At 72.5% G+C, this 11,623-nt stretch carries 14 protein-coding genes; 6 read left to right on the forward strand and 8 right to left on the reverse strand.

Annotated elements, in window-relative coordinates:
* Nucleotides 1–115: 115 nt before the first annotated feature.
* Nucleotides 116–925 (forward strand): RNA methyltransferase, encoded by an 810-nt coding sequence (locus ABZ215_RS08365; protein WP_354948734.1) that lies wholly within the window; start codon nt 116–118, stop codon nt 923–925.
* 35 nt (nt 926–960) lie between these two features.
* The gene (locus ABZ215_RS08370; RefSeq protein WP_020416886.1) at nt 961–1,557 is read left to right on the forward strand and encodes a DUF2537 domain-containing protein; all 597 of its coding nucleotides are present in this window, start codon (nt 961–963) and stop codon (nt 1,555–1,557) included.
* A 23-nt stretch (nt 1,558–1,580) separates the two neighbouring features.
* On the opposite strand, the gene ABZ215_RS08375 is transcribed toward ABZ215_RS08370, so the two are convergent.
* A complete protein-coding gene (locus tag ABZ215_RS08375; RefSeq protein WP_354948736.1) occupies nt 1,581–2,099 on the reverse strand; it encodes a DUF2231 domain-containing protein in 519 nt (172 codons plus the stop codon).
* A 59-nt stretch (nt 2,100–2,158) separates the two neighbouring features.
* Between ABZ215_RS08375 and ABZ215_RS08380 the strand changes: the two genes are divergently transcribed.
* Nucleotides 2,159–2,680: a hypothetical protein gene (locus ABZ215_RS08380; RefSeq protein WP_354948738.1), complete on the forward strand. Its 522-nt coding sequence runs from the start codon at nt 2,159–2,161 to the stop codon at nt 2,678–2,680.
* Here ABZ215_RS08380 and ABZ215_RS08385 read toward each other — a convergent pair.
* Genes ABZ215_RS08385 through sepH form a run of 3 tightly spaced genes read right to left on the reverse strand, consistent with a single transcriptional unit; the run spans nt 2,669 to nt 4,110 of the window.
* Nucleotides 2,669–3,040: a DUF5615 family PIN-like protein gene (locus ABZ215_RS08385; protein WP_354948740.1), complete on the reverse strand. Its 372-nt coding sequence runs from the start codon at nt 3,038–3,040 to the stop codon at nt 2,669–2,671. The two genes, ABZ215_RS08380 and ABZ215_RS08385, sit on opposite strands and share 12 nt — an antisense overlap.
* Nucleotides 3,037–3,267 carry a DUF433 domain-containing protein gene (locus ABZ215_RS08390; RefSeq protein WP_020416882.1) on the reverse strand — a complete coding sequence of 77 codons (231 nt, stop codon included), beginning with the start codon at nt 3,265–3,267 and terminating at the stop codon, nt 3,037–3,039. The genes ABZ215_RS08385 and ABZ215_RS08390 overlap by 4 nt, the downstream gene beginning before the upstream one ends.
* Before the next feature lie 60 nt (nt 3,268–3,327).
* Entirely contained in the window at nt 3,328–4,110 is a 783-nt protein-coding gene (gene sepH, locus ABZ215_RS08395; protein WP_020416881.1) for a septation protein SepH, read from the reverse strand.
* Nucleotides 4,111–4,194: 84 nt separating this feature from the next.
* Between sepH and ABZ215_RS08400 the strand changes: the two genes are divergently transcribed.
* Nucleotides 4,195–5,424 (forward strand): glycosyltransferase 87 family protein, encoded by a 1,230-nt coding sequence (locus ABZ215_RS08400; RefSeq protein ID WP_354948742.1) that lies wholly within the window; start codon nt 4,195–4,197, stop codon nt 5,422–5,424.
* Here ABZ215_RS08400 and serC read toward each other — a convergent pair.
* Genes serC through ABZ215_RS08415 form a run of 3 tightly spaced genes read right to left on the reverse strand, consistent with a single transcriptional unit; the run spans nt 5,332 to nt 8,482 of the window.
* The gene (gene serC / locus ABZ215_RS08405; protein WP_020416879.1) at nt 5,332–6,456 is read right to left on the reverse strand and encodes a phosphoserine transaminase; all 1,125 of its coding nucleotides are present in this window, start codon (nt 6,454–6,456) and stop codon (nt 5,332–5,334) included. The genes ABZ215_RS08400 and serC overlap by 93 nt on opposite strands.
* Before the next feature lie 54 nt (nt 6,457–6,510).
* Complete coding sequence (locus ABZ215_RS08410; RefSeq protein WP_354948744.1) at nt 6,511–7,863, reverse strand: serine hydrolase domain-containing protein; 1,353 nt, start codon at nt 7,861–7,863, stop codon at nt 6,511–6,513.
* A 4-nt stretch (nt 7,864–7,867) separates the two neighbouring features.
* Nucleotides 7,868–8,482, reverse strand: coding sequence for a TetR family transcriptional regulator C-terminal domain-containing protein (locus ABZ215_RS08415; protein ID WP_354948746.1), 615 nt, complete (start codon nt 8,480–8,482; stop codon nt 7,868–7,870).
* A 264-nt stretch (nt 8,483–8,746) separates the two neighbouring features.
* Here ABZ215_RS08415 and ABZ215_RS08420 point away from each other — a divergent pair, with 264 nt between their 5' ends.
* On the forward strand, nt 8,747–9,910 hold the full coding sequence (locus ABZ215_RS08420) for an MFS transporter (protein ID WP_354948748.1): 1,164 nt from the start codon (nt 8,747–8,749) through the stop codon (nt 9,908–9,910).
* Between the two features lie 22 nt (nt 9,911–9,932).
* Here ABZ215_RS08420 and ABZ215_RS08425 read toward each other — a convergent pair whose 3' ends face one another.
* Nucleotides 9,933–11,111, reverse strand: a complete 1,179-nt coding sequence (locus ABZ215_RS08425) for a citrate synthase 2 (protein ID WP_354948750.1) — start codon at nt 11,109–11,111, stop codon at nt 9,933–9,935.
* A 206-nt stretch (nt 11,112–11,317) separates the two neighbouring features.
* Between ABZ215_RS08425 and ABZ215_RS08430 the strand changes: the two genes are divergently transcribed.
* Nucleotides 11,318–11,620: an urease subunit gamma gene (locus ABZ215_RS08430; RefSeq protein ID WP_354948752.1), complete on the forward strand. Its 303-nt coding sequence runs from the start codon at nt 11,318–11,320 to the stop codon at nt 11,618–11,620.
* The last annotated feature ends 3 nt before the right edge of the window (nt 11,621–11,623 follow it).

Here is an 11,623-nt window from a genome sequence, read left to right on the forward strand (position 1 = left end):
TGCGACGCGCCCCACCGCGGCCCCTGCTGCTCCGTTCGGCCCAGTGGTACGCATGACGTTCGGAGCACCCACCCCGACGACGGAGGATCTACCCCGAAGCCGCAGACTTCATGCCGTGGCGCAGATCGTGCGAACCGAAGACGAGGGTGATCCCAGGCTCGACGACTTCCGGGACCTCTCCACGGCGGACCGGCGACCGGACCGGCCCGGCGGGCGCGGCCTGGTGATCGCCGAGGGCACCGTGGTGGTCCGGCGCCTGCTCGCGTCAGCGTACCCGCCGCGGGCCCTGCTGGGCGTCGAGCGGCGGATCGAAGAACTCGCGCCCGACCTGGCGGACGTGCCGGTGCCGGCGTACGTCACGTCGGCCGAGGTGATGGCGAAGGTCGTCGGGTTCCACCTCAACCGGGGCGTGCTCGCGGTGGCCGACCGCGCGCCCCAGCCGGACGCGGACGAGATCCTCGCGCGGTCGCGGGTGGTTGCCGTGCTGGAGGGCGTCGGCGATCACGAGAACATCGGCGCCCTGTTCCGCAACGCGGCCGCGCTCGGGGTCGACGGGGTGCTGCTCGGTACCGGCTGCGCGGACCCGCTGTACCGGCGGAGCGTGCGGGTGTCGATGGGCAACGTGCTGCGGGTGCCGTTCGCCTCCCTGACGCCGTGGCCGTCCGGGCTGGAGCGGGTGCGGGCGGCGGGGTTCCGGGTGGCGGCGCTGACGCCGCGCGCCGACTCGCGGACGCTGCGCGAGGTGGCCGCCGACGGTGGCCGGACGGCCCTGCTGCTCGGCTCCGAGGGGCCCGGCCTGACCGCGGAAGCGCTGGACAGCGCCGACGTCGCGGTGCGGATCCCGATGAGCGAAGGCGTCGATTCGCTCAACGTGGCCACTGCCGCGGCGGTGGCCTTCTACGAGCTCGCCGCAGCGGTAAATTGACGACGTCCTGGCGCGACGGCCGGAAAGGTGCATGCGTGGAATTGCGGGTCCGCGGCGACCGCGCCGTGCTCAAGGGGCACGGTGACGTGTACACGCGCGAGATCGACCCCCACAGCCTCGCGCTGGGTGTCGAACTGGCCGACGCGCTGCACGAGTGGGCACAGGTCGCCGCGGCGCTGCGGCGGTCGGCGAACGACCCGAGCGAGGCCGCGACCGTGGTGTCCCGGCGCGGGCAGCAGCTGGCTTCGCGCGTCGCCGGGGTGATGGGCACGCCGGTGCACTACGTGGACCCGGTGACCGGGGAGCAGGTGGTCGTGCCGCCGCCACCGCGCGCCGAGGAGCCGCCGCGGCTGTTCGCCGGGGTCGGGGACGAGCCGACGCCGTGGGCGACCGGGCTGGTGGTTGCCGGGTTCGTGGCGGCGGTGGTGATCGTCGCGATGATGGCGCTCGCGATCGCGCTGGCGGCGGAGACCGCGGGCTGGCTGGTGCTGGTCGCGGCGGTCGTGGTCACCGCCGGAATCGCGCCGTCGCTGTGGCTGGCGCGGAAGCTGCCGATCATCCGGTGGGTCGCGCTGGGCGCGGCGGCCGGGGTCGTGCTGTCCTGGTTCGGCGTGCTGGCCGTCGTGTTCTGACGGACCCGGGGGTGGTGCCGGGGTCACTGGCCGTCCGGCTGGAGGGATGACCAGCGGCCAACGCCGGCGCCCTGCGCGTAGGACAGGTGCCCGCCGAGCGCGCCGCCGGCGCTGAGCGTGACCAGGCCGGCCGCGGCCCAGAAGCGGGCGGTGCGGCGGCTGGAGCGGTTCGCCGCGAGGAAGCACCCCGCGGCGAGGGTGTTGGCGACGGCGTGGATCGCCCCGACGCGGCGCTGTGCGGTGTCCAGTCCGGAGAACTCGGCGAGGCCGGTGAGGACCGTCGGCGGGGTCGCGGCCAGTCCGATCGTGACCAGGCGCCGGGCGGCTTCGGGCTGGCCGGTCAGGTCGAGCACCGCCGAGGACAGCCACGCCCCGATCGGCAACGTGACCAGCAGCGGGTGCACGGGGTGGCCGAGCCAGGCGCCCCGGAGCAGGCGGTCGGCGGCGCCGCGGCCGATCACCTTGCGCAGGCCGCGGGCCGCGGCGGAGGTGGCGGGGTCGACGGCGCGGAGGGACTCGGCGGCGGTGAGGATTCGTTTCACTAGCTCCCAGTACCCCGTGGCGGTGGTTCGATTCGCCCGGCGCGGGTAGACGTGCCCGCATGTGGGGACGAGCGGTAGCGCAGGGCGCGGTCGCCGGACTGGCGGGCGTGCTCGTGATGACGGCGGCGGAGAAGGTCGAGCAGCGGTTCACCGGACGGCCGGACTCGCACGTGCCGGGGCGGACCCTCGCACGGCTGCTCGGACTGCCGGACGGCAGGCGGCGGTCGGTGAACCTGGCGATGCACTTCGGGCAGGGCGCGCTGCTGGGGGCGCTGCGGGGCGTGATGGCGACGGCCGGGCTGCGCGGCCCGTGGGCGTCGGCCATGTTCTGGGCGGTGCGGCTGACGAACGACCAGACGCTGGAGAACGCGACCGGAGTGGGGGCGCCGCCGTGGACCTGGCCGCGGCGGGAGCTCGTCGTGGACCTGGCGCACAAGGGTGTTTACGCGGCGGGGACCGGGGTCGTGGCGGATTGGCTGGCTTCGCGTTATGGGGAGGGGCCGGGGCAGCGGCATGCGTCGCTGTTGCCGGGGCGGCGGTCTGATGTGGGGCCGGTTCCGCGCAGTCGGTCAGGGCAGTAAGGGGAGACGACGCACGCGGAGCCAGTCGTCGGCGAGCACGACGACTGCACCGCTCGCCAGATCGTCCTCGACCGTCGGAAGGTTGGCGATGATGACGGTTGCCTGATCGGCAGCTCGTCGACCGACGAGACGGCGAACGAGCAGCACCGATGGACGGTCGGCGTGCTCCCGGGCGAGGAGGGTGCCGAAGTCGGTGTCCGCCGAGATCAGGATCCGGTCTTCGTCGCGGGCACGGGCCAGCACGACCGGGTCCGGAGCGGCCTGCAGACCGTACTCCCGCAGGTGGACAGCCTCGTGTCCGGCGTCGGTGAGGAGCTTGGCAACCGCAGGCGACAGATTGTTGTCGACGAGGAACCTCACGCGGTGTGCCTCAGGGGCAGCTCACGTTCCCGTACTGCTTCGGCGGCGAACCGCAGCGCCTCCACGACGTCACCAGGCGTGAGGTCGGGCAACTCGGTGACGATCTCGTCCACGGTCATGCCGTCGGCAAGCATGGCGATCACCGTGGCCACGGGTATCCGTAGGCCACGGATGCACGGCTGCCCCCCCATCAGGTCAGCGTCCACGGTGATCCGCTCGAATGTCACGTGTCCGATGCTAGCCGGAACTCGCCCGAGTTGCGGAAACTCGCGCCAACCCCGTGGCTGTCAGCCGCGCTGGCTGCGGACTCCCAGTAGGACGTCTTCCCAGGCTGGGACGGCTGGGTGGGCCTTCTTCTTCGGCTTCGGCTTGGCTGCCGTCGGGTCGGGGTGGGCGTCGATGTCGAGCGTGGGCTGCTCGTCCGCCGGCTCGGGCTCGGGCTCCGGCAGCGGCTCGGCCTCCGCGCCCACCGCCCGCAGCGTCCGCGGCGTGCGGTGCGGGTCCAGCAGGTCCTCGGCGTGCTCGTCCAGCGCCGTGACCGTCCCGCCGTGCGCGCCGGCCGAGAACTGCCAGTGCGCGGCGTTGTCGGAGCGGCCCGCGGTCCACCGGAGCGCCACGATCCACCGGCCGTCGTCGCCGCGCCAGGCGTCCCACGACGCCTGCGAGTAGTCCTGCCCCCGCACGCCGAACGCGTACGCCACGATCTCGCCGAGCGTCCGCACGTCCGGGCCGTCCTCGCGCACCGGGTGCGCCGACTGCGCCAGCTCGGCGGTGCGCGACCGCTCCAGCAGCACCGGGTACGCGAACCGCTCCACCCGTTCCACCGAAACCCCGGCGGCGTCCGCGACCTGTTGCACCGACTCGCCGGCCCGGATCCGGGCCTGGATCTCGCGTGGTCGCATCTGGCTCTCCGTCTCGATTTCGATCTGCCCGAGCCTCGGCACGTCGCCCCGGACGGCCGCGCGCAGCTTCTCATCGGCGGGCAGGAGGAAACGCTCGCGCCGCGCTGGGTCTTCGCACACGATGGACTTACCGTCCTCGTGCAGCCCGACCACTCTCAGCGTCCGCATCCGCTTCCTCCTGACTTCACCTTCGGGTGTTCACGGTAGGTCGGCGCGTCCGCTTGACGGGGCAGGCGCGCCGACACTTTTTGGTTGATCTTGCAGCAATTCCACCCGTTCGGCCACCCGGACGGGACCCCGGTGATCAGGATCCGCGAGTATTGCGCGGTGGGGCGGAGGGTGCTGGCCACGGGAGTGGCGATCGAAGTCGTGCTGGTCGGGATCCTGCTGGCCTGGAAGCGGTTGGACGGCCTGGATCTGGACGTCTACCGGCTCGGCGCGCAGGCGTTCTTCGACCGCGGTGACCCGTACGGCCCATTGCCGCCTACGCGGAACGGAACACTCCTGCCGTTCACCTATCCGCCGTTCGCCGCGTTCGTTTTCGCGCCGTTGCTGGTGATTCCGCCCGATGTCGCGCTCGTCGGGATCACCGTCGTGTCCGTCGTCGCGCTCGGCGCCGTGCTCGCGTTGTGCTTTTCCCGGTACGACCGGCGGCTGCACGTGTTCGGCGGCGCCGCGCTGATCGTCCAGGCGGTGGCGTTGTTCAGCGAGCCGGTGCGCGCCACACTCGGGTTCGGGCAGATCAACCTGCTGCTCGTGCTGCTCGTGGCGGTCGACGCGCTCGCCCCGGTCCGCCGCCGCGGATTCCTGGTCGGCCTCGCCGCCGCGGTCAAGCTGACCCCGGCCGCGTTCGTGCTGTTCTTCTTGCTGCGCAAGGACTTCCGGGCCGCCGGGCGAGCGGTCGCGACGTTCGCCGCCTGCGCGCTCCTGGCGTGGGCGATCGCGCCGCAGGCCTCGGTCACGTACTGGACGAAACTGGTCTTCCAGGGCGAGCGGGTCGGCGACCCCGGCTACATCGGCAACCAGTCGCTGCACGGCCTGCTCGCCCGGCTCGGCGCGCCGACCTGGGCCTGGCTGGTCGCGGTGGCCGTCACCCTCGTCGTCACCGCGCTGGTGATGCGGCGCGCCGACGCTGTGGTCGCGTTGCTGGCGTGCGCGGTCGGCGCGCTGCTGGTCTCACCGGTGTCCTGGACCCACCACTGGGTGTGGGCGGCGCCGGTGATCGGGGTCCTGACGTGGCGAGGGCGGCGGTTCCGGCCGCTGGTGCTCGGAACCGCCGCCCTCGCGACAGTGGTGTTCGTGGTCAGCCCGCTGTGGGACCACCGGAGCGTCTGGCCACTTGCGGAGAGCTACGTCCTCACCGGCGTCCTGCTGCTCCTGGTGCTGGGACTAGTCGCCAAGCCGCTCGACGACCCACTCGATGCAGCTGGTCAGCGCCGTGACGTCGCCCGGCTCGATCGCGGGGAACATGCCGACGCGTAGCTGGTTGCGGCCCAGCTTGCGGTACGGCTCGACGTCGACGATGCCGTTGGCCCGCAGCACCTTGGCGACCTGCGCCGCGTCGACCTCGTCCACGAAGTCGATGGTGCCCACGACCTGCGAGCGCAGCGACGGGTCCTTCACGAACGGCACGGTGTAGCTGGTCTCCTCGGCCCACTCGTACAGCCGCGTCGAGGAGTCCTGCGTGCGCGACACCGCCCAGTCGAGCCCGCCGTTGGACAGCATCCACTCGATCTGGTCGGCCAGCAGGAACAGCGTCGCCACCGCCGGGGTGTTGTACGTCTGGTCCTTGCGCGAGTTGTCCAGTGCCGTGGTCAGCGACAGGAACTCGGGGATCCACCGGCCGCTGGAGCCGATTTTCTCGACCCGCTCGATGGCCGCCGGCGACATCAGCGCCAGCCACAGGCCGCCGTCGGAGGCGAAGCACTTCTGCGGCGCGAAGTAGTAGACGTCGAAGTCCTCGGCCTTGACCGGCAGGCCGCCTGCGCCCGAGGTGGCGTCGATCGCGACGAGCGCGCCCTCGCTGCCCGCGGGGCGGCGCACCGGCACCGCGACACCGGTCGAGGTCTCGTTGTGCGCCCAGCCGACCAGGTCCGCGCCCTGCTCGTAGGCGATCTCCGGGGCGCTGCCCGGCTCGGCCTTGACGACGATCGAGTCGCCCAGGAACGGCGCGTCCGAGGTCACCTTGGCGAACTTCGACGAGAACTCGCCGTAGGTGAAGTGCTGCGCACGCTCGTTCACCAGACCGAACGCGGCCGCGTCCCAGAACGCGGTGGTGCCGCCGTTGCCGAGCACGACCTCGTAGCCGTCGGGCAGGGAGAAGAGCTGGGACAGACCGGAGCGCACCCGTCCGACGAGGGACTTCACCGGCTTCTGCCGGTGGGAGGTGCCCATGTAGGCGGCGCCCTCGGAAGCGAGGTTCGCCAGCTGCTCCGCCCGGACCTTGGACGGTCCGCAGCCGAAGCGCCCGTCGGAGGGCTTCAGTTCAGCCGGAATGGTCAGCTCATCGGTCATGGACCCAGTCTCGCAGGTCGCGTTTCCGCCGCGTGACGGCGGTGGCGGGTCCCACTATGCGGTACGCCAGCCCTCCGGGTCGACGCCGCCGGGGACGGGCGCGGCCGGGTCGTACGGCGTGCGCGTGAAGACGAACGTCGCCAGGTCCAGGTGCCGCGGCATGCCGTCGGCGTCGCGGCCGACGCGCAGCGTCTCGCCCGCGTAGTAGCCGTCCAGCCCGAGCCACTCGTCCGGCGCGACCGGGCGGAACCGGGACGCGCGGCCCATGCCACTGACCGGGGCGAGGCTCAGCATGCCGCCCGGGATCAGCCGCAGGTGGTAGGGCGTCGGGCCCCAGTGCCACAGGCCGGTGAGGGTGAGCAGCGACCGGTCCACCTCGGACGGGCGCCACTCCTCGGGCAGGTTCGGCTCCTGCTCGTCGGCGATCGAGATCAGGTCGACCGCCAGTCCGAGGATCGCCGGGCCGGAGGTGGTGTTGGCGAGGGTCAGCGCGCCGGTGCCGGTGACCTCGTCGACCAGCGTGCAGGCGAGGAACCCGGGCATCGAGCCGGTGTGCCCGGCCAACCGCCTGCCCTGGTGGCGCAGGACCTGCAGGCCGAGGCCGTACCCGGAGGTCCAGGTGTCGGCGTCGTCGACCGTGGCGACCGCGCGCATCTCGGCGACGGTGTCCGGGCTGAGCACGTCCGCGCTGTCGCCGCCGACGAACGCGGTCCAGCGGGCCAGGTCGCGGACCGTCGACCACAGCTGCCCGGCCGGGGCCATCGCGCCGGCGTCCGGGCTGGGCTCGGGCAGCAGCAGGTCGGCGAACGGGTGCACCGCCCAGCCGCGAGCGTGCTTGCCGGTGGGGTGCGGCGTCGTGCGCGACATGCCCAGCGGTTCGAGGACCTCGCGGTTCAGCGCGGTCAGCCAGTCGGTGCCGCGGTGGCGGGCGATCAGCTCGCCGAGCACGCCGTAGCCGACGTTGGAGTAGTGGAACCGGCTGCCGGGGCGGTTCTTCAGCGCGTCCCGGGCGAGGCTCGCCTCGAGGCTGGCCCAGTCGCCGCCCTCGCTGCGCTCCCACCAGGAGCCGGGGGACTCCGACGTCAGTCCGCCGGTGTGCGAGAGCAGCTGCCCGACGGTGGAGGCGCCGAAGCTCGTGCCAGGCACGTGCTTGTCCAGCGGGTCGTTGAGGTCGAGACGGCCCTCGTCGCGCAGCCGCATCACGAGCGCGGCGACGATCGACTTGGTGATCGAGCCGAGGCGGTACTGGGTGTCGTCGTCGGGCGCGGCGCCGTCGACGGAGCCACGCGCGCCCCACCAGGCGACCTCGCCGTCGCGGACGACGGCGGCGACCATCGACGGCGCGCGGCCGTTCACCTGTTCCAGGGACAGGCGGCGGAGCAGGGCGAACTCGGTGCTGGGCAGCATGCCGTCATTCTGCCGCGCGGGGCGCGAGCAGCTCCGTGAGGGCGAACTCGAGCGAGCCGAGCAGGCGGCGGTGCAGCTCCGACCCGGGCGGGGCCTGCAGCAGGTGCTGGGCGAAGCCGTCGGTGAGGGCGACGACGACGTCGGCGAGCTTCCCCGCGTCCAGGTCGTCGCGGACGTGCCCGTGTCGCTGGGCCTGACCGAGGAAGTCGGCGGTCTGCGCGCGCATGAACTCGTAGCCCTCGCGCAGGTGGTCGGCCCACTCCGGGAGGACGGCGGCGCGCGCCGCGAACGCGAGGACGACGATGACCTCGGCGCGGCGCTGGTCGTCCAGCGGCAGGGCCTCGGCGACGAGCGCGCGCAGCATGGTGAGCAGGTGGCCGTGCGGGACGCGCATCCAGCGCTGCTCGATGTACTCGTCGGTGAGGTCGAACGCGAAGCGGAACAGCTCGTCGCGGGTGGCGAAGTACTTCTGCACGGCGCCCGCGGAGAGCCCGGCCTCGGTGGCGACGGTGCGCACGCTGACCGCTTCGATGCCCTCCCTGGCGATCAGCCGGAGCACGGCTTCCGCGATCTCCCGGCGGCGCTGCTCGCGGTCCACGATCTTGGGCACGGTTGTCATCCTAGGTTCGGCGGGATGGCGCGCATGATCGAGAGAATCCACACCGACACGGTCTTCACCTCCGGACAGGGGCCGCTCGACCCGGCCACGCACGAAATCCGGCCGACTTCGACGCCCAGGTGCGCCAGGTGCTGACGTACCTCGTGGCGATCTTCGCCGCGGCCGGCAGTCGCAAGGACTGATCGTCGAGATCGACGGAGTCGCCGAAATCGCTTGACCCCGTGCGTTAAGATACGATCGTATCTTCAAAACCTGGGGGTTGCGATGGCGCAGGGGAAACGCCGCGCGAGTCAGAACGAGCTGGCCGCGGCCTTGACGCGCGGGCCGGTCGAGGTCCTGGACTTCTTCCTGCCCTTGTGGGCGGGCAGTGCGCTGGGCGCGAGCGCGGCCGGGGTGGGGGCGCTGACGGCGCTGGAGACCCTGGTGTCGTTCGTGGTGCGGCCGCTCGCGGGGGCGCTGGCCGACCGCTTCGACCGCGGACGGCTGGCCGCCATCGGCGCTGTCCTCTATGGACTGTCGTTCGCCGGGTACGCGGTCACTCCGGGGCTGGGTCCGGCTTTCGCGGCCGCGGTGCTCGGCGGCGCGGGCGGGGCGGTCTTCTGGGTGGCGCTGCGCGCCCGTGTCGGCGAAGGGCTCGACAGCGACAAAGCCGCGTTCAGCAAACTGTTCTCCGCCGAGGGCGGCGGCACGTGGATCGCCTTCGTCGCCGCCATGTCCCTGGTGCCGCGCATCGACTACCGCGGCGTGTTCTGGCTCGGCGCGGCCGCTTGCGCCGTCGCGGCGGTGGTGATGCTCGCGCCGACGGGTCCGGCCGCGCCGCGGACGACCGGGCAGGGGTTCGGGCAGCTGGGCAGGCGGTTGCGGCCGATGCTGCTGCTCGTGGTGATCACCGCGCTCGCCGAAGCGGGCGTGGCCCTGTTGCTGCTCATGCACCTGCAGCGCGGGCACCACCTGGAGCTGGGCGAGATCGCCGGGGTGTTCCTGCCCGGGTTCATCGTCTACACGACACTGCCGGAGTACCTGCACAAGGTGACCGGACGGCTGGGCCGCACGACGGTGCTGTCGCTGGCGATGGGGTGCAGCGCGGTCTTCGCCGCAGGACTGTCGTTCGCGCCGAACCCGGTGGTACTGGCCGGGATGTGGGTGCTGTCGGCGGCCGCGTTCGCCGCGGCGATCCCCGTCGAGCAGGAGATCGTGGCCGAGGCCGCGGGGGTGAGCCTCGGCCGGGCGATGGGCATCTACGAGAGCGCGGCGCTGCTCGGCGCCACCATCGGCGCCTTCACCGCGGGCCTGCTCTACGGCACCGGCTCCGGCTGGCGCGCGGCCTGCCTCGGCGCGGCCGTGATCCTCCTGGCCGGCGCGGTCCTGGTTCGCCCGGTGCTGCGCGCGGTGACGGCGCGCGGCGAAAAGGCCCCGGAACCGCAGTGATCCCGGGGCCTTCCGCGACGGACTACAGCGGCTTGACCGCCGACCAGCCCTCGACCTCCTCCGGCGAGCGCGGGCCGGGGCCGACGTAGCTCGCCGACGGGCGGACGAGCCGGCCGGTCTGCTTCTGCTCCAGGATGTGCGCCGCCCAGCCCGCGGTGCGCGCCGAGGTGAACATGGCCGGCATCATGTGCGTCGGGACCTGCGCGAAGTCCAGAATGACCGCCGCCCAGAACTCGACGTTCGTCTCGATCGCGCGGTCCGGGCGCCGCTCGCGCAGCTCGGCCAGCGCGGCCTGCTCCAGCGCCTCGGCCACCTCGTACCGCGCGGCGCCCAGCTCGCGGCACGTCCGCCGCAGCACGCGGGCCCGCGGATCCTCCGCCCGGTACACCCGGTGCCCGAAGCCCATCAGGCGCTCCTTGCGGTCGAGGATCCCCTTGACCACCTTGCGCGCGTCGCCTTCCTTCTCGACCGCCTCGATCATCGGCAGCACCCGCGCGGGCGCGCCGCCGTGCAGCGGGCCGGACATCGCGCCGATCGCGCCGGACAACGCGGCCGCGACGTCGGCGCCCGTCGAAGCGATCACGCGCGCAGTGAACGTCGAGGCGTTGAGGCCGTGCTCTGCCGCCGACACCCAGTACGCGTCGACGGCCTTGACGTGCGCCGGGTCCGGCTCGCCGCGCCAGCGGATCATGAACCGCTCGGTGATCGTCTGCCCCGCGTCGACCGCGGACTGCGGCACGGCGGGCACCCCGACGCCACGCGCGGACTGCGCCACGTACGACAGCGCCATCACCGAGGCGCGCGCGAGGTTGTCCCGCGCCTCCTCGTCGCTGATGTCCAGCAGCGGCCGGAAACCCCAGATCGGCGCGACCATCGCGAGCGCGGCCTGCGCGTCGACCCGGACGTCGCCGGTGTGCACCGGGATCGGGAACGGCTCGGCGGGCGGCAGGCCGTTGCCGAAGTGGCCGTCGACCAGCAGGCCCCACACGTCGCCGAAGCTGACCTTGCCTGCCAGGTCTTCGATGTCCACGCCCCGGTAGCGCAGCGCGCCGCCGTTGCGGTCCGGCTCGGCGATCTGGGTGCGGAAGGCGACCACGCCTTCCAGACCGGGCTTGAACCCGTCGTCCGGTTCAGTGCTGTTCGCAACGGGCGCTGAGGTAGTCACTGGTGAAACCTTTCGCTGCGCATTCTTCCCCGACATGGAGTTGTTACGCGCGCGTGACGCGCTCGGGGGCGCCTCGTCGCACGGTGACCACACCATGCCCCTCGAACGGCGTAGGGGCAATCGAAGAATGCGGTGGTTTCGGTCACGATTACGAGAACGATTCAGCCGGATGGGCCGTTCGCACGTAAATCCTGTGTTTCGCGTCTGCGTGTCGCCGTCCACGCGGTGATAGACCTGAGCCCATGCACCTGAACCCCCAGGAGCGCGACAAGTTGCTGGTCCACGTCGCCGCCGACGTGGCGCGGAAGCGGCTGGAGCGCGGCGTGCGCCTGAACTACCCGGAAGCCGTCGCGCTCATCACCGACCACGTCCTGGAGGGCGCCCGCGACGGCCGCACGGTCGCCGAGCTGATGTCCAGCGGCCGGTCCGTGCTGTCCCGGGAGCAGGTGCTCGACGGCGTGCCCGAGATGGTCGACTCGGTCCAGGTCGAAGCCACCTTCCCGGACGGCACGAAGCTCGTCACCGTGCACGACCCGATCGTCTGAGGA

It is taken from the genome of Amycolatopsis sp. NPDC006131, assembly GCF_040614175.1.
GTDB classification, from domain to species: Bacteria; Actinomycetota; Actinomycetes; order Mycobacteriales; family Pseudonocardiaceae; genus Amycolatopsis_E; species Amycolatopsis_E tucumanensis.